This window comes from Kingella potus, from assembly GCF_900451175.1.
Taxonomy (GTDB): domain Bacteria; phylum Pseudomonadota; class Gammaproteobacteria; order Burkholderiales; family Neisseriaceae; genus Neisseria; species Neisseria potus.
On record NZ_UGJJ01000001.1, the window covers coordinates 538,753 to 561,749 of the forward strand.

22 protein-coding genes and 3 tRNA genes are annotated in these 22,997 nt (G+C 57.7%); 9 read left to right on the forward strand and 16 right to left on the reverse strand.

Annotation, left to right across the window (positions count from 1 at the left end; translation table 11 throughout):
- Window positions 1-58: 58 nt before the first annotated feature.
- The 5 genes from DYE40_RS02355 to DYE40_RS02375 form a co-directional block, all read right to left on the reverse strand.
- Window positions 59-2,182: a type I secretion system permease/ATPase gene (locus DYE40_RS02355; RefSeq protein WP_115307557.1), complete on the reverse strand. Its 2,124-nt coding sequence runs from the start codon at window positions 2,180-2,182 to the stop codon at window positions 59-61.
- Between the two features lie 105 nt (window positions 2,183-2,287).
- A complete protein-coding gene (locus DYE40_RS02360) occupies window positions 2,288-3,646 on the reverse strand; it encodes a TolC family protein (protein WP_115307558.1) in 1,359 nt (452 codons plus the stop codon).
- Window positions 3,647-3,786: 140 nt separating this feature from the next.
- The gene (locus DYE40_RS02365; protein ID WP_218564328.1) at window positions 3,787-4,857 is read right to left on the reverse strand and encodes an AI-2E family transporter; all 1,071 of its coding nucleotides are present in this window, start codon (window positions 4,855-4,857) and stop codon (window positions 3,787-3,789) included.
- A 101-nt stretch (window positions 4,858-4,958) separates the two neighbouring features.
- Window positions 4,959-5,411 carry a dUTP diphosphatase gene (gene dut / locus DYE40_RS02370; RefSeq protein ID WP_115308249.1) on the reverse strand — a complete coding sequence of 151 codons (453 nt, stop codon included), beginning with the start codon at window positions 5,409-5,411 and terminating at the stop codon, window positions 4,959-4,961.
- A gap of 176 nt (window positions 5,412-5,587) precedes the next feature.
- Window positions 5,588-6,571, reverse strand: a complete 984-nt coding sequence (locus DYE40_RS02375; RefSeq protein WP_115307559.1) for a class 1 fructose-bisphosphatase — start codon at window positions 6,569-6,571, stop codon at window positions 5,588-5,590.
- A gap of 293 nt (window positions 6,572-6,864) precedes the next feature.
- Here DYE40_RS02375 and yajC point away from each other — a divergent pair, with 293 nt between their 5' ends.
- The 8 genes from yajC to DYE40_RS02415 all read left to right on the forward strand — a co-directional run bounded on the left by yajC (window position 6,865) and on the right by DYE40_RS02415 (window position 13,941).
- Window positions 6,865-7,161 carry a preprotein translocase subunit YajC gene (gene yajC / locus DYE40_RS02380; protein ID WP_115308250.1) on the forward strand — a complete coding sequence of 99 codons (297 nt, stop codon included), beginning with the start codon at window positions 6,865-6,867 and terminating at the stop codon, window positions 7,159-7,161.
- 74 nt (window positions 7,162-7,235) lie between these two features.
- The gene (gene secD / locus DYE40_RS02385) at window positions 7,236-9,083 is read left to right on the forward strand and encodes a protein translocase subunit SecD (RefSeq protein WP_115307560.1); all 1,848 of its coding nucleotides are present in this window, start codon (window positions 7,236-7,238) and stop codon (window positions 9,081-9,083) included.
- Window positions 9,084-9,086: 3 nt separating this feature from the next.
- Window positions 9,087-10,022, forward strand: coding sequence for a protein translocase subunit SecF (secF, locus tag DYE40_RS02390; protein ID WP_115307561.1), 936 nt, complete (start codon window positions 9,087-9,089; stop codon window positions 10,020-10,022).
- 154 nt (window positions 10,023-10,176) lie between these two features.
- Complete coding sequence (gene ptsN / locus DYE40_RS02395; RefSeq protein ID WP_115307562.1) at window positions 10,177-10,626, forward strand: PTS IIA-like nitrogen regulatory protein PtsN; 450 nt, start codon at window positions 10,177-10,179, stop codon at window positions 10,624-10,626.
- Window positions 10,626-11,588 (forward strand): HPr(Ser) kinase/phosphatase, encoded by a 963-nt coding sequence (hprK, locus tag DYE40_RS02400; RefSeq protein ID WP_115307563.1) that lies wholly within the window; start codon window positions 10,626-10,628, stop codon window positions 11,586-11,588. The genes ptsN and hprK overlap by 1 nt, the downstream gene beginning before the upstream one ends.
- On the forward strand, window positions 11,569-12,414 hold the full coding sequence (gene rapZ, locus DYE40_RS02405) for an RNase adapter RapZ (RefSeq protein WP_115307564.1): 846 nt from the start codon (window positions 11,569-11,571) through the stop codon (window positions 12,412-12,414). The genes hprK and rapZ overlap by 20 nt, the downstream gene beginning before the upstream one ends.
- Window positions 12,415-12,499: 85 nt before the next feature.
- Complete coding sequence (gene ylqF, locus DYE40_RS02410) at window positions 12,500-13,432, forward strand: ribosome biogenesis GTPase YlqF (protein ID WP_115307565.1); 933 nt, start codon at window positions 12,500-12,502, stop codon at window positions 13,430-13,432.
- A 71-nt stretch (window positions 13,433-13,503) separates the two neighbouring features.
- The gene (locus DYE40_RS02415) at window positions 13,504-13,941 is read left to right on the forward strand and encodes a hypothetical protein (RefSeq protein ID WP_115307566.1); all 438 of its coding nucleotides are present in this window, start codon (window positions 13,504-13,506) and stop codon (window positions 13,939-13,941) included.
- 126 nt (window positions 13,942-14,067) lie between these two features.
- On the opposite strand, the gene DYE40_RS02420 is transcribed toward DYE40_RS02415, so the two are convergent.
- From DYE40_RS02420 to DYE40_RS02430, 3 genes are all read right to left on the reverse strand, one after another.
- A complete protein-coding gene (locus DYE40_RS02420) occupies window positions 14,068-14,580 on the reverse strand; it encodes a hypothetical protein (protein ID WP_115307567.1) in 513 nt (170 codons plus the stop codon).
- 142 nt (window positions 14,581-14,722) lie between these two features.
- Window positions 14,723-15,190, reverse strand: a complete 468-nt coding sequence (locus tag DYE40_RS02425) for a hypothetical protein (RefSeq protein WP_115307568.1) — start codon at window positions 15,188-15,190, stop codon at window positions 14,723-14,725.
- Between the two features lie 87 nt (window positions 15,191-15,277).
- Window positions 15,278-16,969, reverse strand: coding sequence for a glutamine--tRNA ligase/YqeY domain fusion protein (locus DYE40_RS02430; RefSeq protein WP_115307569.1), 1,692 nt, complete (start codon window positions 16,967-16,969; stop codon window positions 15,278-15,280).
- Between the two features lie 204 nt (window positions 16,970-17,173).
- Between DYE40_RS02430 and DYE40_RS02435 the strand changes: the two genes are divergently transcribed.
- Window positions 17,174-18,082, forward strand: coding sequence for a MetQ/NlpA family ABC transporter substrate-binding protein (locus DYE40_RS02435; protein ID WP_115308251.1), 909 nt, complete (start codon window positions 17,174-17,176; stop codon window positions 18,080-18,082).
- Window positions 18,083-18,158: 76 nt separating this feature from the next.
- Here the strand turns inward: DYE40_RS02435 and hslO are convergent, their stop codons facing one another.
- The 8 genes from hslO to DYE40_RS02475 form a co-directional block, all read right to left on the reverse strand.
- On the reverse strand, window positions 18,159-19,049 hold the full coding sequence (gene hslO, locus DYE40_RS02440; RefSeq protein WP_115308252.1) for an Hsp33 family molecular chaperone HslO: 891 nt from the start codon (window positions 19,047-19,049) through the stop codon (window positions 18,159-18,161).
- Between the two features lie 248 nt (window positions 19,050-19,297).
- Window positions 19,298-19,870: a 50S ribosomal protein L25/general stress protein Ctc gene (locus DYE40_RS02445; protein ID WP_115307570.1), complete on the reverse strand. Its 573-nt coding sequence runs from the start codon at window positions 19,868-19,870 to the stop codon at window positions 19,298-19,300.
- Window positions 19,871-19,966: 96 nt separating this feature from the next.
- A complete protein-coding gene (locus DYE40_RS02450; protein ID WP_147286558.1) occupies window positions 19,967-20,947 on the reverse strand; it encodes a ribose-phosphate pyrophosphokinase in 981 nt (326 codons plus the stop codon).
- Between the two features lie 192 nt (window positions 20,948-21,139).
- Window positions 21,140-21,216: transfer RNA gene (locus tag DYE40_RS02455), tRNA-Gln, on the reverse strand.
- Between the two features lie 20 nt (window positions 21,217-21,236).
- A tRNA-Gln gene (locus tag DYE40_RS02460) sits at window positions 21,237-21,313 on the reverse strand.
- 23 nt (window positions 21,314-21,336) lie between these two features.
- Window positions 21,337-21,413: transfer RNA gene (locus DYE40_RS02465), tRNA-Gln, on the reverse strand.
- An 8-nt stretch (window positions 21,414-21,421) separates the two neighbouring features.
- On the reverse strand, window positions 21,422-22,276 hold the full coding sequence (ispE, locus tag DYE40_RS02470; protein WP_115307572.1) for a 4-(cytidine 5'-diphospho)-2-C-methyl-D-erythritol kinase: 855 nt from the start codon (window positions 22,274-22,276) through the stop codon (window positions 21,422-21,424).
- On the reverse strand, window positions 22,273-22,863 hold the full coding sequence (locus tag DYE40_RS02475; RefSeq protein WP_115307573.1) for an outer membrane lipoprotein LolB: 591 nt from the start codon (window positions 22,861-22,863) through the stop codon (window positions 22,273-22,275). The genes ispE and DYE40_RS02475 overlap by 4 nt, the downstream gene beginning before the upstream one ends.
- Between the last annotated feature and the right edge of the window lie 134 nt (window positions 22,864-22,997).

A 22,997-nucleotide genomic window follows, 5' to 3' on the forward strand; every position in this document is an offset into this window, starting at 1 on the left:
TTTCTGAAACTAATTTTTAAAATCCTCACGATTTTTCGATTTGCTTATATTATATTTTCTACCCGTTCTGCAACCGGTACAAATACCGGTAATACCCGTCCTCTTTCGCCAACAATTCCTCATGCTTCCCCGATTCCACTATCTGTCCTTTGTCCATGGCGATAATGCGGTGCGCCATGCGTACGGTAGACAGGCGGTGGGCGATAATCAGGACGGTGCGGCTGCGGCAGATGGCTTGCATATTCTGCATAATGGCTCGTTCGGATTCATAGTCCAGTGCGCTGGTGGCTTCGTCAAAAATCAGAATACGCGGATTGCTGATCAGGGCGCGGGCGATGGCGATACGCTGCCGCTGGCCACCGGAGAGGCCGGCACCCTGTTCGCCGACTTCGGTGTCGTAGCCTTCGGGCAGTTCCATAATAAAGTCGTGGGCACCGGCAAGTTTGGCCGCCTGAATAATGTGCTCAAGCGGCATACCGGGATCGGCTAGGGCGATGTTGTCACGCACGCTGCGGTTGAGCAGCACGTTTTCCTGCAAGACCACGCCTACCTGCCGTCTGAGCCAGGCAGGATCGGCCAGAGCAAGGTCGTTGCCATCAACCAAAACACGGCCGCGCTCGGGAACGTAGAGCCGCTGGACGAGTTTGGTCAGGGTGGATTTGCCTGAACCGCTGCGGCCGACGATGCCGAGTACTTCGCCTGCTTGGATGTCGAGATTGAGGTCGCGCAGGATTTCGGCACCGTCGGGACGGTAGCGGAAGGAAACGCGCTCGAAAGTGATGCGGCCTTGGATGTCGGGCAAGGCTAGGCGGGAAGAGGGATTTTCTGTGGGACTGTTGAGAATGTCGCCCAGACGGGAAACAGAAATGCCGACCTGTTGGAAGTCCTGCCAAAGCTGTGCCAAGCGGATAACTGGGGCGGCTACCTGCCCTGCCAGCATATTGAAGGCGATAAGCTGGCCGACGGTAAGCTGTCCGTCGATGACCAGCCGTGCACCCAGCCACATGGTGGCGACGGTAACGAGTTTTTGAATAAGCTGCACGCCCTGTTGGCCGATGGTGGCAAGGCGGGTAACGCGGAAGCCGGAGGCAACATAGGCGGCAAGCTGCTGATCCCAACGGCGGGTCATCTGCGGCTCGACCGCCATTGCTTTGATGGTGCCGACGGCGGTAACGGATTCGACAAGAAAGGACTGGTTGTCGGCATTGCGGGCGAATTTATCGTTCAGACGGTTTCTGAGTATCGGGCTGATAGTGGCTGACCAAAACGCATACAGCGGCAGGGAAACCAGCACAATCAGCGTCAGCTTGCCGCTGTAATACCACATCACCAGCAAAAAGATAAATGAAAAGCACAAATCCAGTACCGATGTCAGGGCTTGTCCTGTAAGGAAGCTGCGGATTTGCTCCAGCTCGCGCACACGGGCAACGGTATCGCCCACCCGACGGCGTTCAAAATAAGCCAGCGGCAGCGACAGCAGATGGCGGAACAGCCGTGCGCCCAGTTCCACATCAATGCGCGAAGTGGTGTGGGCAAAAATATATGTGCGCAATCCGCCCAGTACCACATCAAACAGGCTCACCACCAGCAGGCCGACGGCAATCACGTCCAACGTGGAAAAGCCACGATGTACCAACACCTTGTCCATGACCACTTGGAAAAACAGCGGGGTAATCAGGGCAAACAGTTGGATAACAACGGACACCAGCAGCACTTCCAGCAAAATGCGCCGGTATTTGACCACGGCAGGGACAAACCAGGTGAAATCAAACTTGGCCAACTGCCCCAGCACCGAAGCACGGGAGGCAACTGCAATTACCGTACCCGAATAGCGTTCGGCAAACTGTGCTTCATCCAGCACAACGGTTTTTTGCTCGGCCAAATCCTGAATCAGATAGCGGCCGCCGTCGATTTTCGCCAGCACGAAATGCCGCCCGTCTTCACACCATACCGGCACAGGCAGAGCCAACAGGTGCAGCCGCTCTGTTTTGTGCTTTACCGGCTTGGCTTTCAGGCCAAGGCTCTTGGCAGCCAGCAGCCATTCCTCCAACGACAAATCGGCACTGCCGCTGCCGAAACGGTGGACGATGTCGGCCGGATTGGCGGCAATACCGTGGAAATGGGCAAGTAGGATTAGTGCGGCCAGAGCAGGAGGATGGGCATTCGTATTTTGGTTTTGCATAAGAAATTCGAAAGATTAAGGCGGTATAAAAAACACAAAAACAGCCTGAAAACGGAAACGGGGTTTTCAGGCTGCCTTCTTACAGGCCGTCTGAAAACCATTTTGCTATTGTTTGCCCCTGCGTGAGGTCAAAGGTTTTTTCAGACTGCCCGGCGTTTCGGGTGTATTTTGAAGTTGGAAAAAATATTCGGGCAGTTTGCGATCCAGCAGGCCGCTGTGGTGCAACAGTCCGGCATAGGCCGACAAACAGGCAAAACGCGCTTCGGTAAATTTCTGCTGCGCCTCCGATTCGGCCTGCAACGCCTGTACTACCTGCAAAGTAGTACTCAAACCGAGTTCGCGCCCCTTGATGGCAGCCTGAAATTTGACGCGGTTGGTTTCCAGCAGACGCTCTTGTGCTTTGGCTTGGTACCACTGACCGACGGTATCAAGATACGACCGGCTGACTTCCTGACTGATACTGCGTTCGGCGGCCGCCAGCAAGGCTTCGCTCTGACTGAGGCGGGCGGCAGCTTCGCGGCTTTGGCTGGCAGTCAGCCCGCCGCCGAAAAGGGGAACGGCAAGCTGTACGGAAAGAGTTGCGCCTTTGCTGCGGTAGCTTTGGCTTCGCCCTCCGTATTCCTGACGGTTGTGATAGTCCTGATAACCTGCGGCGGCGGTAATGCGCGGCAAGTGGCGGGCGCGGGTTTCGGAAAAGGCGAGACGGGCGTTTTCGGCAGAGAGTTTCTGACGTGCAAGCTCCGGATTATGCTCGAATGCAGTCTGCTGCCAATGCTCCTGCGTTTTACCGTCTGTCGGATTGGGCAGCGGCATGGGAAGTGTGAGATTTGCGGCCCGGCTGCCGTCAAGACCGGTTAGATTTTCAAGCGCGCTTTGCGCCAGTTGCAAACGGTTGAGTACGGCTATTTCTTTGGCAGCTGCGCCATCATAGCCTGACAAGGCTTCCTGCATATCAATTTTGGTGGCTGTGCCGGTATGGAACATGGCTTGGGACTGCCTGACCTGCTGCGCGAATGCCCGGCGTTCGGCACGAACCGCGGCAAGCTGTTCACGCGCAGACAACACATCAAAGTAGGCTTGTGCGGTTTTCAGCCGGATTTCGGAAGCGGTGTGCCGGAGTTTCAGATCCGCGCTTTCGGCAGCGAGTTTGCCCTGCCGGTATTGCAGCCATTTGCCTTTGTCAAACAGCGTCTGCTCGGCTTGGACATTCCAGCCGCTGCTGCGGGTATTCGCGGAAACGGATTCGGGCTGCCGCTGGTGGAGGACATTGGCATTGATTTGCGGCAGCAGCGCGGAACGCGCCTGATTAGGCCTTTCCTGCTCCGCCTCGCGCTCATAGCGGGCAGCCGCCAGTTCGGGCGAATGGCTTTCGGCAGCGGCAAGGGCTTCGGCAAGATTAAAGGCAGAGGCGGGAAGGGAAAGAAACAAAGCAGCCGCAGCGGGTAGGAAAAATTTGACTGGCATAACGAAGACGGTTTGAGAAGACGGTTTAATCGGAAGAAAACAGGATGTGGAATCGGTATGGCATGTGATTATAGCGGTTTATCTGTTTTTTTTGCCGCCAAACCGTTTTTCAGACGGCCTCTATACTTGGATTGGCGCGGCTAAATCAGTCCGCGCTGTTTCAACTCGCTTTTGAGATAGGCGTAATAGACCGGAGCGACGATGATGCCGCCGATGCCGAAGATGCGTTCGCACACCACCATGGCTACCAGCAGCTCCCAAGCGGAGGATTCGATTTCCGAGCCGATGATTTTGGCATTGAGGAAGTATTCGAGCTTGTGGATAACTACAAGAAACACCAGCGAAGCCACGGCGACATACAGCGAGCTGCCCAGCCCCAATATGATGATAACGGTGTTGGAAATCAGGTTGCCCACTACGGGAATCAGGCCGACAACGAAGGCGATTGCCAGCACGGTCATGCGGAAAGGCAGCTCCACGCCGAAGAGCGGCAGCACGAGATAGAGATACAGGCCTGTGAGCAGCGTGTCCACCAGCGAGATTTTTACCTGCGCGATAAACACGCGCTCGAAGCTGGTTTCGAAGTTTTGTATCCGCCGTACCAGCTCGGCTTTAAACGGCGGCATTTTGCGGCGGCTGCGGCGCACGTTGAGGCGGTGGAAGCTGAGCATCGCGCCGATGATGATGCCGATGAGGATGTAGACAAACGATGTGATACTGTTTTTACTGATGCGCGTGAGGGCGGCACCGTATTCGTTAATCAGAGCCACGGCGCGGGCTTGGATTTCGGCGGTGTTGTTCGGCAGCAGGTTGAGGATGGCGGCGGGCAGCTCTTTGCTGTTTTTCGTGTCTGCCAAAATAGCCGCCAGTTTGCCCAGCATCACGCCGATATGCCCGCCCTGCACCATGTGGTACGCACCCAGCGACAGCAGGAAGATGGCCAGGCACACCATGCCGATGGCAAGCGTGGCGGACACCAGATTGATGTTGTGCGCGGTGAGGATTTTCTGCAAAACGCGGTTGCGCGGCAGCAGGCGGCGGCGCGTCCACAGTATCAGGCCGTTGGTTTTGGCGATGAAAATGTAGGTCAGCACCACCGCCAGCAAAAGCGGCAGGAAATGGAAGTACAGCACGGCCGCAAGGGAAAGCCCCATCAGAATGTAGGAGGCGGCGCGGAACTTTGCTGCGGGAATGTCGGGATGTGTCTGCATGGCTGCTTCCTGCGGTGTGTAAACAAAAGCGTCAGGCCGTCTGAAAAACCGTGTCCGCCACCGGCGCGGCCTCTGGTTCGGGGGATACGGGGAGCGGCAAATCAGCCTTTGCCCGTGCTGCCGAAGCCGCCTTCGCCGCGCACGCTGGCGGCAAATTCGTCCACCACTTTAAACGCGGCCTGCACGACAGGCACCACCACCATCTGCGCCACGCGCTCGAAAGGCTCGACGGTAAAGGCTTCGCCGCTTCTGTTCCACAGCGACACTTTCAATTCGCCCTGGTAGTCCGAATCAATCAGGCCGACCAGATTGCCCAGCACAATGCCGTGCCTGTGTCCCAAACCGGATCGCGGCAGGATCATGGCGGCGTAAGCGGGGTTTGCCAGATGGACGGCGATGCCGGCGGGTATCAGCACGGTCTCGCCCGGCTGCACGGTAAGCGGCCCATCGATACAGGCGCGCAAATCAAGGCCGGCCGAGCCGCTTGTGGCATAGGCGGGCAGCTTGTCGGCCATTTCGGGACGGAGGATTTTCAGTTCGACTTCGGCTTGCATGGTTTGTTCTTTCACGGTGCACAAAAGGCGGCGGATTATACGGAGGCTTGTTTTTTTGTACAAACCGCCCTGCCAAACCGCATAGGCCGTCTGAAAACACGGTTTCGGCACAGCCAAAACCTTGCAGCAGATTTCAGACGGCCTCTTCGGCTTGGCAGCGGAATACGGCAGCCCCGTCAGTCCGCCAGATGCAGCGTGTCCACATAAGCCACTTCCTCGCTGCTGCCGAGTACCACGGAAACACGCTGGTGCAGGCTCTGCGGTCGGATGCTCAGAATGGCGCGTTCGGTGTCGGAGGCGGTGCCGCCCGCTTCGCGCATAATCAGGCTCATCGGATTGGCTTCGTACATCAGGCGCAGCTTGCCCGGCTTGGAGGGATCGCGGCTGTCTTTCGGATACATAAACACGCCGCCGCGCATCAGGATGCGGTGTACTTCGGCCACCATGCTGGCCACCCAGCGCATATTGAAATTTTTGCCGCGCACGCCCTCTTCGCCTTCGAGCAGCTCGTCAATGTATTTGCGCACCGCAGGCTGCCAATGGCGGCGGTTGGACGCATTGATGGCAAACTCTTTGGTATGCGGCGGCACCTTAGGATCGCTTTGGGTCAGGACAAACACATTGTCCGCATTCAACGTGAATACGGACACGCCGTGGCCGAAAGTGATGACAAGCTGGGTTTGCGGGCCGTAAATCACATAGCCTGCGGCAAGCTGCTTGTCGCCGCTTTGCAGGAAAGCGTCCGTGTCCAACGCTCCCTCCGGCTTGGCCAGCACGGAAAAAATCGTGCCGACGGAAATGTTTACATCGATATTGGACGAACCGTCGAGCGGGTCGAACAGCACGAGATACCCGCCGCTTTCATTGCAGGCGACAAAGCTGTCCTCCTCCTCGCTGGCCAGTCCCGCCACCTGCCCGTCGGCACGCAACGCTTCAACCAGAATATTGTTGGCGATCACATCCAGCTTTTTCTGCTCCTCGCCCTGAATATTGCCGCTGCCCGCTTCGCCGAGCACGCCGGCCAACGCCCCCAGCCGCACTTGTGCGCCGATACCGATACAGGCTGCGGCAAGGGTTGCGGCTACGCTGCCGAGCCCCTCCGGCAGGCCGTGCTGCGCGAGATGGCGGGAGAGAAAGTCCGTAAATGTAGTAGTGTTCATGGCTGCGTCCTTTGCTGTTGCGGCCTCGGGAAAGGCCGTCTGAAAACGGTTGGGGAAAACGGAAGCTGCGGTTTATACCCTTTTCAGACGGCCTCAACAATCCCCCGCCCTTTTTCCTGCCGGGCCGTCTGAAAACACAGGTGTGCGGAAACAAAAGCCGCCCCGCCGCCGCAATCGGCGAAATTTCTTGGAAAAAAAGCCTGCGGCCTTTAAAATGCGCCGTTTTTTCGCGGTTCGGACCGAACGCCGCACCGCCGTTTTTCCACATTCAAAAAGAGAAAAGGATTCCGAACATGATTTTAGCCCTCGCCGCCGATGCCGCCCAGCAGCCCTCCGCGCTGATGCAGTACGCGCCCCTCGTCCTGATCCTGGTGTTTTTCTACATACTGATCATGCGTCCGCAGCAAAAACGGCTCAAACAGCACCAACAGCTTCTCTCCGAGCTGAAAGCCGGCGACAAAGTGATGCTCTCCTCGGGCATCGTCGGCAAAATTACCAAAACCGGCGAAAAATTCTTTACCGTGGAAATCGCCCGCAACGTGGAAATCCAAGTGGAACGCAACGCCGTTGCCGCCCGAACCGCCGAATAGCCCCTCCCCCACAGGCCGTCTGAAAACACCCCCTGCCGGGCAATACGGACGGCCTCTTCTTTAAAGGTTTGATTATGAACCGATACCCCTTGTGGAAATACCTGATGGTTACCGCCGTGCTTGCGCTCGGCCTGCTCTACACCCTGCCCAACTTCTTCGGCGACACGCTGGCGGTGCAGGTTTCGACCAACCGCCATTCGCTCGCCATCGACAGCCGCACCGAAACCCGCGTCGCCCAAGCCCTCAAAGCGGCCGGTATTGCCGATGACGGCATGTTTATCGCCGACGGCTCGCTCAAAATACGCTTCAAAGATTCGCAAACGCAGATGAAGGCACGCTCCGTCATCGAAGGCGCATTGGGCGAAGGCTACATCACCGCGCTCAACCAAATCGCCAACACACCCGACTGGATGGCGAAAATCCGCGCCAACCCGATGTTCCTCGGCCTCGACCTGCGCGGCGGCGTACATTTCACCATGCAGGTGGACATGAAAGCCGCAATGCAGAAAACCCTGGAACGCTACGCCGGCGACATCCGCCGCGAACTGGCCAAACAGAAAATCCGCAGCGGCCAAACCGCCATCAGCGACAACAGCCTCGCCGTTCCCTTCCAAGACCAGGCCGAACTGGAAAGCGTACTGCCGCAGCTGCAACGCCTGCTGCCCGAAGCCACGCTTACCACCGACGGCAGCCGCCTCATCCTTACCCTGTCCGAACAGACTCTGGCCAACATCCGCAAACAGGCCGTCGAACAGAACATCACCACCCTGCACAACCGCGTCAACGAACTGGGCGTGGCCGAACCCGTTATCCAGCAGGCCGGATCCGACCGCATCGCCGTGCAGCTTCCCGGCGTGCAGGACACCGCCAAAGCCAAAGACATCATCGGCCGCACCGCCACGCTGGAAGTGCATATGGTCAACGAAGACCAGGCCGCCCTGCAAGCCGCCCTTGACGGCAGCGTACCCGAAGGCTACGAGCTGCTCAAAACCGCCGGCGACCACCCGCAGCCCATCCTCATCAACAAACAAGTCGAACTTACCGGCGACAACATCGACGACGCGCAGCCCGGCAGCAACGACCGCGGCCTGCCCGGCGTAAACGTCAGCTTCGACAACATCGGCGCGGAAATCTTTGCCGACCTCACCCGCAACAATGTCGGCAAACGCATGGCGATGGTGCTGGTGGAACAGGGCAAGGCCGAAGTCGTTACCGCCCCCTCCATCAACGAACCCATCCCCGGCGGCAAAACCATCATTTCCGGCAGCATGAGCCAGGCCGAAGCCCGCGACATCTCCCTGCTGCTGCGTGCCGGCTCGCTGGCCGCCCCGATGGAAATCGTCGAAGAGCGCACCATCGGCGCGTCGCTCGGTGCGGAAAATATCCAAAAAGGCGTGCATTCCACCTTGTGGGGTTTTGTCGCTGTGGCCGTGTTTATGGTTCTGTACTACCGCATGATGGGCTTTTTCTCCGTCATCGCCCTGGTGGCAAACATTCTGCTGCTGGTAGCCGCACTCTCCTTCCTCCACGCCACCCTTACCCTGCCCGGCATCGCCGCAATGGCTCTGACCCTGGGCATGGCCATCGATTCCAACGTACTGATCAACGAACGCATCCGCGAAGAGCTGCGCGACGGCATGAAGCCGCAGGCGGCCATCGCCGAAGGCTACAAACACGCATGGGACACCATCGTCGATTCCAACATCACCTCGCTGATTGCCGGTATCGCCCTGCTGCTGTTCGGCTCCGGCCCCGTGCGCGGCTTTGCCGTCGTCCACTGTCTCGGCATCCTGACATCGATGTTCTCGTCAGTCGTCGTTTCCCGTATGTTCGTCAATCTCTGGTACGGCCGCAGACGCAAGCTGCAAAGCATCTCCATCGGCGGCGACATCCGCCCCGCAGCCGCCGCAGACAAGGAGTAAACCATGGAACTTTTCCGCTTCAAACGCGACATTCCGTTTATGAAATACGGCAAGCTCACCACTTTTATCTCGCTTGCCACCTTCATCCTCGCCGTCTTTTTCCTCTTCGCCAAAGGACTGAACTTCTCCGTAGAATTTACCGGCGGCACCGTCATGGAAGTCGAATACGCCCAAGCTGCCGATGTCGACAAAGTGCGCGACAGCCTTGAAGAGCTGCAACTGGGCGAAGTACAGGTGCAAACCGTCAACAGCAACCGCCACCTGATGGTCCGCCTGCCCAACAAACCCGGCACCACCACCGCCCAGCTTTCCAACCGCACCATGGAAATCCTGCAAAAGCACGATGCCTCCGCCAAGCTGCGGCAGGTTGAATTTATCGGCCCGCAGGTAGGCGACGAACTCGTCCACAACGGCCTCATTGCCTTAGGCATGGTCGTAGTCGGCATCATCATCTACCTTTCCATGCGCTTCGAATGGCGGTTTGCCGTGTCCGCCATCATCGCCAATATGCACGACGTGGTGATTATTCTCGGCTGCTTCGCCCTCTTCCAATGGGAGTTTTCCCTTACCGTCCTCGCCGGCGTACTCGCCGTACTCGGCTACTCGGTAAACGAATCGGTGGTCGTGTTCGACCGTATCCGCGAAAACTTCCGCAAGCCCGCCATGCGCAACCATACCGTGCCCGAAGTCATCGACAACGCCATCACCGCCACCATGAGCCGCACCATCATCACCCACGGCTCCACCGAAGCCATGGTCGTCTCCATGCTCCTCTTCGGCGGCGCGGCACTGCACGGTTTCTCCATGGCGCTGACCATCGGCATCGTCTTCGGCATTTACTCCTCCGTCCTCGTTGCCAGCCCGCTGCTGCTTCTTTTCAACCTCAACCGCGAAAACATCTCCCGCACCAAAGAGAAAAAAGAAGAAGCCGTCGTGTGATGCGCAACCTGCCGCAGAGGCCGTCTGAAAACCGCTTTTCAGACGGCCTTTTACCGCTTTGCCGACCCGCCGCAATGTAAAACCCCCCGCGCGGATTGAGATTGCCGCCCGCAAACGGTACAATCCGCGCCGTTTGATTTTGTAAAGAAATATTATGAACCCGATTGCTGAGATTCTTCCCCTGTCGCACATTCTGCTGGACTCCGATGCCGCCAGCAAAAAACGCCTGTTCGAACAGGCAGGACTGCTGCTGGAACAAGAAACCGGCGTACCGCGCTCGGAAGTGTTCGAGTGCCTGTTTGCCCGCGAGAAACTCGGCTCCACAGGACTCGGTCAGGGCGTAGCCGTCCCGCACGGGCGGCTGCCCTCGCTGAAACAGGCTGCGGGCGTATTCATCCGCACCAAAGAACCCGTCGCCTTCGACGCACCCGACGGCAAACCCGTTTCCCTTGCCGCCGTCCTGCTCGTACCCGAAGACGCGGCAGGCGCGCATCTGGAAGTGCTGGCGAAACTGGCCGCGCGCTTTTCCGACAAAAGCGTACGCGAAAGCCTGATGCAGGCGCAGGATGCCGCCGAAGTGCTGCGCATACTCACGGAGGAATAATGCCCAGCATCTCCGTGCGCAGACTGTATCAGGACAACCGCGACAAGCTGCAGCTGGCTTGGGCCGCCGGAGCCGCAGGCTCGGACAACCGCATCGGCGTGGATGCCGACAAGCCCGTTCTGGCACTGGTCGGCCATTTGAATTTCATCCACCCCAACCAGGTACAGGTACTCGGCATTGCCGAAACCGACTACCTCGCACGCATGGAAACAGGCGATCTGGCTTACAGCTTCGAGCAGTTTTTCGAGCTTCCGATGTCTTTGGTGATTGTGGCCAACGACTTGGCCGTGCCGAAAATCCTGCGCGACTACTGCCACGCAAACAACGTCCCCCTGCTCACCTCCAAGCTGGAAAGCCCCTATCTGATGGACGTGCTGCGCATCTACCTGCAACGCACGCTGGCCGTCTCCACCGTCAAACACGGCGTGTTTCTCGACGTATTCGAAGTAGGCGTGCTGCTGACCGGACAGTCCGGCCTGGGCAAAAGCGAGCTGGCACTCGAACTGATTTCGCGCGGACACAGCCTCGTGGCCGACGATGCCGTCGAACTGCACCGCACCGCACCGGAGCAGCTCGAAGGACGCTGTCCCGCCATACTGCGCGACTTCCTGGAAGTGCGCGGGCTGGGCATACTCAACATCCGCCACATTTTCGGCGAAACCTCCATCCGTCCGAAAAAATCGCTCAACCTCATCATCAACCTCGTCCCCGCCGACGACGACTACATGAAGCAGCTCGACCGCCTCAGCATCCGCAGCGAAACCGAATCCATCCTCAACGTAACCGTCCGCTCCGTAACCCTGCCCGTAGCCGCCGGACGCAACCTCGCCGTACTGGTGGAAGCAGCCGTGCGCAACTATATTCTGCAACTGCGCGGCAAAGACAGCACCAAAGAATTTCTCGAACGCCATCAAACCATCATGAAAGAGCAGGCGCTTTCCCATGAAGATCACCCTGATTAGCGGCCTATCCGGCTCCGGAAAATCCGTCGCCCTCAAACTTCTGGAAGATGCCGGCTGCTACTGTGTCGACAACCTGCCGATAGAAATGCTGCCCGCACTCGTCGCATACCACATCAAACGCGGCGAAGTGGCCAACCTCGCCGTCAGCGTCGACATCCGCTCCCATCTCAAAACCGGCGAAGTCGAAAAGCAGCTTGCCCGCCTGAAACAGCAAGGCCACAGCGCAGACATCCTCTTTCTCGAAGCCGCCGAATCCGTCCTGCTGCGCCGTTTTTCCGAAACCCGCCGCAGCCACCCACTTTCCTCCTCCGGCAGCCCGCTGCCCGAAAACCTGCGCCGCGAGCGGCAGATACTCTTTCCCCTGCGCGATTTGGCCTACCGTATCGACACCTCGCAAATGAATGCCCAGCAACTGCGCAGCACCGTGCGCCAATGGTTTGATGCCGGCAACGGCGGCCTGACCATGGTATTCGAATCCTTCGGCTTCAAATACGGTACTCCCGCCGATGCCGACTTCATGTTCGACGTACGCAGCCTGCCCAACCCCTATTACCTCCCCGACCTGCGTCCCTTCAACGGCACCCAAAACGAAATCCGCAGCTACCTCGACGCACAGCCCCAAGCCGCCGCCATGGTGCAGGACATCGGCGGCTTCCTCTCCCGCCGCCTGCCCGAAATACAGGCCGAAAGCCGCAGCTACCTTACCATTGCCGTCGGCTGCACCGGCGGCCGCCACCGCTCCGTCTACATCAGCGAACGCCTCGCCGAACGCTTCCGCCCCCACTGCCGCGTCCTCGTCCGCCACCTGCGCCTGAACGCGGAATAATTTTCAGACGGCCTCCAAACACACACAGGCCGTCTGAAACCCTTTCAGACATCCTCCCCGCAACCCGACACAAAGCAGAAACACTATGGCAATCCAATGGTTTCCCGGCCACATGAACAAGGCGAAAAAAGCCATCGCCGAACGCATCAAAAGCGTCGATATGGTCATCGAAATGCTGGACGCGCGTCTGCCCGCATCCAGCGAAAACCCCCTGCTCGCACAGCTTGCCAAAGGCAAACCCAAGCTCAAAATCCTCAACAAACAAGACCTGGCCGACCCCGAACGCACCACCGCATGGCTGGAACACTTCAACGGCCGCCCCGACACCCGCGCCATCGCCCTTGATTCGTCCGAAACCGCCGCCACCGCCAAAATCACCCGCGCCTGCCGCGACATGATGCCCAACAGAGGCGGCATCGACAAACCCCTGCGCGTACTCATCTGCGGCATCCCCAACGTCGGCAAATCCACCCTGATCAACGGCATGATCGGCAAAAAATCCGCCAAAACCGGCAACGAACCGGGCATCACCAAAGCCGAGCAGCGCCTCTTTCTCGCCGACGACTTCTGGCTCTACGACACCCCCGGCATGCTGTGGCCGAAAATCATCGTCGAAGAAAGCGGCTACAACCTTGCCGCCTCCGGCGCGGTCGGGCGCAACGCGCTGGACGAAGAAACCGTGGCCCTCGAACTGCTCGACTACCTGCGCCGCCACTACCTCGCCCTGTTGCAAGAGCGTTATCAGGCCGATAAAGACCCGAGCAGCCATTGGGACGACACCGCCTGGCTCGAATGGATCGCCAAAAAACGCGGCGCAGTTTTGAGCGGCGGCCGCACCAACTACCAAAAAGCCGCCGAAAACACCCTTACCGACTTCCGCGAAGGCAAAATCGGCCGCATCACATTGGAAACGCCCCACCAATGGGAAAGCTGGCTGAAACAGGCCAAAAAGAAAGAAGCCGAACTCAAAGCCGCCCGCGAAGCCCGCAAAGCCGAACGCAAAGGCAAGGCCGTCTGAAAACTGCTGCTGCGCAGCGGTAGAATTCGGGCAGCCTGCAACCCGCCACACCCCAGCTTACCGAAATTGCCGTGTCCCAAACCAAAAAGAAACGGCAGGCCGCCGCGCCCGCCTTCCCGCCGCCGCTGTTCGCCCTGCACGCCTACGCCGCAGACGACACCCTGCGCCGCATCAGCTCGGCCGATTACGGCATGGAGGCGGGGCAACATTACGTCGCACTGCAAACCGTGTTGCGCGGACAAAACGGCTACCTGTCCGTCCAATGCAACGGGGTATGGCATCCCGCCGAAGCGGTGGAACTCGCCGCCTGCAACCCCGCCGATGCCGCCGCCTACACCCTGTGCCGCCTGATACTGATCCAAAGCGCAATCGCAGGCACATACGGCGAACTGACCGAATACGGCCGACAACAATACCAATCCGACCGCGCCCAACTGCCGCCAAGCTGCCGCGCCGCACTGGACGCCGCCTACCGCCTCGCCGCCGAACGCGGGCTGTTTGACGAGTAGGCGCGAATGGTTTGAAGGCCGTCTGAAAATTATTTTTCAGACGGCCTTTTGTTTTAACGCGTAAGGTGAGTCAAGACCCACCCTACACGGCTTTCAGACTGCCTTTACGGCAGCCTGAAAGCGGATTTACGGGACGATGTTTACTTTTACATTGCCCACATTATTGGTATCGATAAAGATTTCGTCCCGGCTTGAGCACGCCGCAAAGTCGGTGCCGTAAATCCCCAAGTTTTGCTCGTTTTCCATAATGCCGCTTTTGTGGAACCGGTAGCGGTGGGTTTGCCAACCGGTGTAGCCGCCGAAGGTGTTTTTGGCGTTCACTTCTGCGCACACCAGATAATATCCTTCGGGTTCCAGCTGCTTGGGCGTTTTCGGGGGGAAGGTTTTTGCTTCGGGATTGTATAACCTGAGCACTTTGCGCGGCGGGGAGATACGGATTTTTGCGCTGTCGGGGTCGAGCAGGGTGTTATTGAGGTATTGGCGGACTTGCCGTTCGTAGTTTTTGGGATAGCTGCCGTAGTTTTCACTGCGGACGGTTTTCATGCTGACTTGCGCGGACGGCGGGGTAACGGCGCAGGCGGCCAAGAGCAAGGAGAGGCTGCCGACAAGGGCGGCACGGGCAGGAAGTTTGGTTTTCACAACGGATTTTCCTTTTTAAATTAGACAAACTGGTTTTCAGGCTACCTTTGAGGCCGTCTGAAACCAGGTTTCGGGTTTCAGACGGCCTCTTCACTTTTGAGCCCTTGCCGCTTTGGTCGGGCGCAGCCGTAAGACGGCGGCGTTACGGCACGATGTTTACCTTAAAGCGGCTGTACTGGCCTTTGGTAATGTAAATCTCATCCGTGCTGGTACACACATCGACATCGACCGAGCTCAAGCTAAGCTCTTCCAAACCACCGTAGTAAAGGCTGTAGATACGCTGTTGCCAACCTGTGTAGCCGCCATAAGCGTTTTTGGCGTTAATGTTGACGCATACCGCATAGTATGCCCGGCCGTTCAGCCTGGACGGTGCGCGCGACAGTTGGAATACTTTGCGAGGCGGGGTGGTGAAGCGGATTTGTGCGCTGCCGGCATCCAGCAGGCTTTGATCCAGACGGTTGTGGATAAGCTGCTTGTAGTCTTTGGGATAGGGGCCGTAGTCGGCATTGCGTATGGTCTGCATACTGATTTCAGGTGTGGTGGCACAGGCGACCAAGAGTAGAGACAGGCTGGCGATGAGAGCAGTGCGGACGGGGAATTTGGTTTTCATGCTGGTTTCCTTGGGTTGGGAATATTGTTTAGGCCGTCTGAAAACGGGTTTCGGGTTTCAGACGGCCTTTTGGGGCATCAAACGCCGTTATGCTTTGGCCTGCCAAGTGTCTTTCAACGTAACCGTGCGGTTGAACACAGGCTTGCCTTCACTGTGGTCGCGGCGGTCGGTAACGAAATAGCCCAAACGCTCGAACTGCCGGCGGCTCTCGGGTGGCAGGCCGCTGGCCGAAGCCTCTACCCATGCTTGGATTTCGCGGGCGGATTCGGGGTTGAGGAAATCGGTGAAGGGCAGGTATTCTCCGTCGGCACCGCGCACGGCGTCGGGACGCGGTTCGGTAAACAGACGCTCATAGAGGCGCACGGTGGCGGGGACGGCGTGTTCGGCGGAAAGCCAGTGGATCACGCCTTTGACTTTGCGGCCTTCGGGGTTTTTGCCGAGTGTGTCGTAATCGAGGCTGCATTTGAGTTCGACGACGTGGCCGTCTGAATCTTTGACTACTTCGTCGCAACGCATCACATAGCTGTGGCGCAGGCGCACTTCGCCGCCGGGAATCAGGCGTTTGAAGCCTTTGGGCGGGTTTTCGGCGAAGTCGTCGGCTTCGATGTAGAGTGTGGACGAAATCGGCAGATCGCGCCCGCCCATTTCTTCGTGGTTGGGATGGTAGGGGGCGTAGCGGCTTTGCGCTTGGGCGGGGTCGAAGTTGGTGAGTGTTACTTTGAGCGGGTTGAGTACGGCAATCATGCGCGGGGCGGAGTTTTCCAGCTCTTCGCGGATGGCGCCTTCGAGTACGCTCATATCAACGGTGTTTTCAGACTTGGAAATACCCGCGCGTTTGGCAAACAGGCGCAGGCCTTCGGGCGTATAACCACGGCGGCGCATACCGGAAATCGTGGGCATACGCGGGTCGTCCCAGCCGGAGACGCGGCCGTCTGAAACCAGTTGGTTGAGTTTGCGTTTGGAGGTGATGGAGTAGAGCAGTTCCAAACGCGAAAATTCGTATTGGCGCGGACGGGTGGCGTGCGGGGCGGGGATGTTGTCGAGCACCCAGTCATACAGCGGACGGTGCGCTTCAAATTCCAGCGTACACAGCGAATGCGTGATGCCTTCGATGGCATCGGAAATGGCGTGGGTGTAGTCGTACATCGGGTAGATGCACCATTTGTCGCCGGTGTTGTGGTGGTGGGCGCGGCGGATGCGGTAAATCACGGGGTCGCGCAGATTCACGTTGCCCGAAGCCATGTCGATTTTCAGGCGCAGGGTTTTGCTGCCGTCAGGGAACTCACCGTCGCGCATTTTGTAAAACAAATCCAGATTTTCTTCGATGCTGCGCTCGCGATAAGGGCTGTTTTTGCCTGCTTCGGTGAGCGTGCCGCGATATTCGCGCATTTGTTCGGCGGTTAAGTCGTCGACATAGGCTTTGCCGTCTTTGATGAGGCCGACGGCGTAGTCGAATAATTGGTCAAAATAATTGGAGGCGAAGCGCGGCTCGCCTGCCCAATGAAAGCCCAGCCATTCCACGTCTTCTTTAATGGAGTTGACGTATTCTTGGTTTTCTTTCTCGGGATTGGTGTCGTCAAAACGCAGGTTGCACAGGCCGTCGTAAACATAGGCCAAACCGAAATTCAGGCAGATGGATTTGGCGTGGCCGATGTGCAGATAGCCGTTGGGTTCGGGCGGGAAACGGGTTTGGACGGCGGTGTGTTTGCCGCTTTTGAGGTCGTCTTCGATAATGGTGCGGATGAAGTGGTTGTCGGCGAATTGGTCTTTGTTGAGCATGACGGAAGCAGGTTTGGGAAAAGCGGCGATTGTACCTGATTTTGCCTGCGCCCTGCATGGAGAGGCCGTCTGAAAAAAGGCGGCGGGGCTGTTTTTCAGACGGCCTGAAACGGTATAATGCCGCCCCTCGGAGCCGTCGGCAAACCGCCGGCCCGCCAACACCCGCCAACCGGCAGAAATAAACCCATCATCAGGAGACCATCCATGAACGCACTCATGAAACTCACTCTGGCCGCCGCCCTCGGCTTCGGCCTTGCCGCCTGCGGCGGAGAGTCCGGCAACACCGCCGCTTCCGGCGCAAACGGCAGCGCACCCGCCGCCGGCGCAGACAAAACCGAAATCCGTTTCGGCACCACACCCGGCGATTTTGCCGACATGATCAAAGACCAAATCCAGCCCGCGCTGGAAAAACAGGGCTACACCGTTACCCTTACCGAATATCCCGATTACGTTACCCCCAACAAAGCCCTGGCCGAAAACGCTATCGACATCAACATTTTCCAGCACAAACCCTATCTCGACGCATTCAAAGCCGAACACAATCTCGATCTGACGGAAATCTTCCAAGTGCCCACCGCCCCCTTGGGCATCTACCCGGGCAAGCTGTCCAAGCTAGAAGAAGTCAAAAACGGCAGCACCGTCGCTATTCCCAACGACCCGTCCAACCTGGCACGCGCCCTGGTTATGCTCGACGAACTGGATTGGATCAAGCTGAAAGACGGCATCGACCCGCTGAAAGCCTCGCGCGCCGACATCGCCGAAAACACCAAAAACATCGAATTTGTCGAAATGGAAGCCGCCAACCTGCCGCGCAGCCGGCAAGACGTGGATTTCGCCGTAGTAAACGGCAACTACGCCATGAGCAGCGGCATGAAGCTCACCGAATCCCTGTTTCAGGAACCGAGCTTTGCCTATGTAAACTGGTCTGCCGTACGCACCGCCGACAAAGACGCGAAATGGGTCAAAGACGTTAGCGACGCATACAACACCGACAGCTTCAAAGCCTATGCGCACCAACGTTTTGCCGGCTACAAATACCCCGCAGCATGGGGTGAAAACGCAGCAGAAGGCGCAAAAGCCGAAGCCGCATCTGCCGCATCCGCAGCCAAATAAACGGCAGCCGGAAATACATAGAGGCCGTCTGAAAACCCGCAACCGGTTTTTCAGACGGCCTCTTCCGTTCCGCCGGTTATTGCAGAATCTGCGGCTCTTCCCGTACGGCACGGACAATGTCCGCCCCAAACAGGGCGTTTACGTCGGTTTCGTCGAAAACGTATTTTTCATTGCAGAAATCGCAGTCGATTTCGATACTCCCCTGCTCCGCCACCACCGATCCGACTTCCCCGCCGCCGAGCATCAGCAGCATATCGCTGACTTTTCCCCGCGAGCAGGTACAGGCAAATTCGAGTGCTTCGGGATCAAAGACGCGCGGCGGCGTTTCGTGGAACAAACGGTAGAGCAGATGCGGAGCATCCAAACCGATCAGTTCCTTATCCGTAACCGTATCTGCCAGCATACCGATGTGCGTCCACCCATCTTCGTCCGGCCGCTCTTCCGGCAGACGCTGCAACAGCAGCCCTGCCACGGTATGGTCTTCGGCGGCCAGTGTGATACGGGTTTCAATCTGTTCGGAGTTGCGCATATAGTGGGTCAGCATTTGGGCGATGCTGCCGCCTTCGAGCGGTACGATACCCTGCCATGCTTCGCCGTCTTTCGGCTGGAGGGTAATGGCGAAAATGCCGTTTTCGCCCAACAAATCGCGCAGGTTTTCGTCATCGCCGATATGTGCGCTTTCGTCCCAACGCGCGGTGGCACGGCAGGTGTTTTCGGATGTGGTTTCCACCACCAGCATTTTCAGACGGCCTTGCCCCTGTACTTGTACGGTAAGCGTGCCGTCGATCTTCAGATTGCCCGACAATAATGCGCCGGCAGCCAGCAACTCCCCGAGTGCGCGCCGGATGGCGGCAGGATAGTGTTTGCGGCCGACTATATGCCGCCATACTTCGTCCAAGCGCACATGCAGGCCGCGCACGGCCATGCCGTCAAAAATAAAGCGGGTTCTCAAATCTTGGTTTTGCATTTCATTGTTACCTTTCAAATTGCGGCGGCAGAACTTTATACAGGCCGTCTGAAAACAGAACGGCCTGTCTCCGGATGCGCTCTGCCGCGCGGATTCGCGCCATATGGCAGTGCGCCAGCCAAAAATCAAGAGCCGTATCCGCACCGTACCTTGTCCGACGGCGGTTTAAAACGGCCGAAACGGAAAAATCCCGCTTGCACCAAGCGGGATTTCTGCTCTTTTAATCTTTTTAAATTAAAACGCAGGCATCAGCCTTTTTTGCCGGTAACGGTGGCAACGGCCAGATTGGAGTTACGTTTCAGGGCAACGCTGCTTACGCCTTCGGGATATTTGATGTCGGAAAGGTGCAGAATATCGCCGGCAACCACATCGCCGCAATCCAATTCGAGTGCGGAAGGAATGTTTTTCGGATCAACCAGCACTTCGACCGAAGCGTCCAGCAGGGAAACACGGCCGCTTTGCAGCTTGACCGCTTTGGATTTCTCGGCATTGATCACGGCCACCGGCAGACGGATGCGCAGCGGCTTGTTCAGATCAACGGTTTGAAAGTCGATATGGACAACCTGTTGGCGGAACGGATGGATTTGGAAATCGCGCACGATAACATCGTGGGTTTTGCCGTCCACAGTCAGTTTGATCAGGCTGGTATGGAACGAGCTTTTTTCCAGTGCGTAAAACACGGTTTTGTGGTCTACGGCGATGGAGGCTGCCTCCTGATTGTCGCCGTACAACACGGCGGGTACTTGGCCTGCGCGACGCAGGCGGCGGCTCGCACCTGTGCCCTGTGCTTCGCGGAGGGTGGCTTGTAATTCGTATGACATAATAAAAGTCCTTTGTTAAAAACAGATAAAACCGTCTTCCACCGCGACCAGTTTCAGACGGCATAGGGTCGGATCCGCGCCGCAGCGCAAATCCGCTTACGGCAGCAGCATACCGCCGTTGGTCAGCACATCTTCATTGAAAAGATATGAGACGGATTCTTCGTTGCTGATGCGGCGTACGGTTTCGGCCAGCAGCCCGGCAATGGAAACCTGGCGGATACGGCCGCACGCCTGCGCCGCTTCAGACAAAGGAATGCTGTCGGTAACAACAACCTGGTCGATGTCGGACGAAGCAATGCGGGAAACGGCCTCGCCGGAAAATACGGGATGGGTGGCATAGGCCAAAACACGTGTGGCTCCACGCTCTTTCAGCGCAGAGGCAGCTTTGCACAAGGTATTGGCCGTATCAATCATATCGTCGACTATCAGACAGGTACGGTCTTGGATTTCACCGATAACATTCATCACTTCGGCAACATTGGCTTTGGGACGGCGTTTGTCGATAATCGCCAAATCGGCATCCAATGCTTTGGCCATCGCGCGGGCACGGACGACACCGCCGATGTCGGGGCTGACCACGGTCAGATTTTCTATGCGCTGGCGTTGCACGTCGTTTAACAAAATCGGAGTGGCGTAGATATTGTCCACGGGAATATCGAAAAAGCCCTGAATCTGGTCGGCATGGAGATCGACGGTCAGGATACGGTCGATTCCGGCCGTATGCAGCATATTGGCAACCAGCTTGGCGGAAATCGGCACACGGGCGGAACGCGGGCGGCGGTCTTGGCGGGCATAGCCGAAATACGGGATGGCGGCGGTAATGCGGGCGGCTGAGGCGCGTTTCAATGCGTCCGCCATAGTCAGCACTTCCATCAGATTGTCGTTGGTCGGCGCACAGGTGGGCTGCAAAACGAATACATCGCGCCCGCGCACGTTTTCCAAAAGCTCGACGGCCACTTCGCCGTCGGAAAATTTGCCGACAGTAGCATTGCCTATCGAAATATCAAGGTGTTTTACTACATCGGCAGCCAATTTCGGATTGGCGTTGCCGGTAAAGACCATCAAACTGTCTGCCATATCTTTCTCGCTTGGAATAGGGTTTGCGTACTGCTCAGGAAACATCTCGGGCTTCCTTGTCGTTGGTTGCGGGCGCGGGCGGCATTATACGCACCAACAACCGGGCAGCCAAACAAAAAATAACGCAAAATATGCTTTTCAGACGGCCCCAATAAAGACAAAAGCGTGCGATATAATCACACGCTTTTGTATTGGCTGGGGATGTAGGACTCGAACCTACGCATGCCGGATTCAGAATCCGGTGCCTTAACCAACTTGGCCAATCCCCAAAAACTTAAGGAATCCGCTTTGGCTGGGGATGTAGGATTCGAACCTACGCATGCCGGAATCAAAATCCGGTGCCTTAACCAACTTGGCGAATCCCCAAGGATGCTTCCATATTTCAAATCTGGCTGGGGATGTAGGATTCGAACCTACGCATGCCGGAATCAAAATCCGGTGCCTTAACCAACTTGGCGAATCCCCAAATACTGTCTAATCCGCATAACCGTATAGCGGATGGCGTTCCAATCCCGGCGTTATCTTTGCCGACGGATACAAAACGGAAATTTCGCGGTAGGCAGCTTGCGCCGCATCTTCGTTTTCAAAGGACAAAAATATACAGGAACCAGATCCTGTCATTCTTGCCGCGCCGAAAGCATTTAAGGTTTCATACACTTCGGCAACCGCTTCATATTCTGCCAAAACCACAGCCTGCATATCGTTTCTGAACGGCTGCAAATTTCGGAAAGTCGGCATTATCGCGGGGGCGGAGTTTCTTGTCAAGTTCGGGTGTGAAAAAATTGCGGCGGTAGCTATGTGTACGGGCGGTTTGACGATGACATACCATTGCTGCGGCACGTCGATAACAGACAGTTTTTCGCCGATTCCGCGTGCAAAGGCATTGCGGCCGAACAGGAAAAACGGCACGTCCGCACCGAGTTTTGCACCAATGGGGACAAGCTCCTCCCGTTTCAGACCGCATTGCCAAAGGCGGTTGAGCGCGAGCATGACGCTGGCGGCATCGGAGCTGCCGCCGCCGAGTCCGCCGCCGGTGGGGATTTGTTTGTCGAGACGGATGCTTACGCCCTGCCCTGTCCGGCCGTACGGCCGCATGGCGGCGGCGGCACGGTAGGCGAGGTCTTGTTCGGGATGCAGGCCGCCGGTGGGATTGGACAGCGTGATCATGCCGTCTGTCCGCAGTGCAAGCCAAACGGTGTCCTGCCAGCCTATCAGGCAGAAGATGCTTTCCAGTTCGTGATAACCGTCGGCGCGGCGGCCGGTAATGCGCAGGTCGAGATTGAGTTTGGCGGGTGCGGGAAACGCTTGTTCCGCTGCGGCGGTATTCACGAATTATTCCTTGCGGCGCAACGATTTGGCGCATCCGTACTGTTTTCAGACGGCCTCATGCTGTCGAACACCAGCCGCAGCGACAGTTTGCCGTCGGTCATGGACAGGGTGCGCACGCTGCCGTCGGCGCGCGTGCTGCGGGAAATATCCCAACCGGCCTGTCGCAGGCTGCCGTCTGCGGCGGTTTGGTGCGGCTCGTCGGCAGACCATTGGCCGTGGGCCCACAGGTCGAGGTATTGCAGCGGCAGGACAAAACCGAGCAGGCGTTCGCTCAATTCGCGCACGTTGGCGGCCTCGAAGCGTTCGCCTTTGCTGTTTACCGCCAGCACGCCCTGCGGATCGCGGCAGAGCCGGCCGATGGTATTGCCCAGCGGCGTGTTGATGTCTATGGTTTGCACGCCGTTTTGGCGTGCCCAGTCGAAATTGGCGTAGGAGCCTCTGCCTTCGGTCTGCACGGCAAGGCGGCCGTCGGCCGTGAAATCCGCGTTGTCGCGCGGCGGCTGCCATTGGGTCGGCACGCTGCCTACTCCGGCGCAGCCTGCCAGCAGCAGGAGAGAGAAAACAAGGGGCAGAACGGGTAAATTCATAAGGCTTCCTGTATGGCTGCGGCCGTCCGCACGGCAGCGGAAACGTTTTCAGACGGCTTTTTACTTTGGCGGCAGGAAACGGGAAACACGGATGGGAAATCGGCTTCCGTTGGTATGCCGGAGTCAAAAAAGGC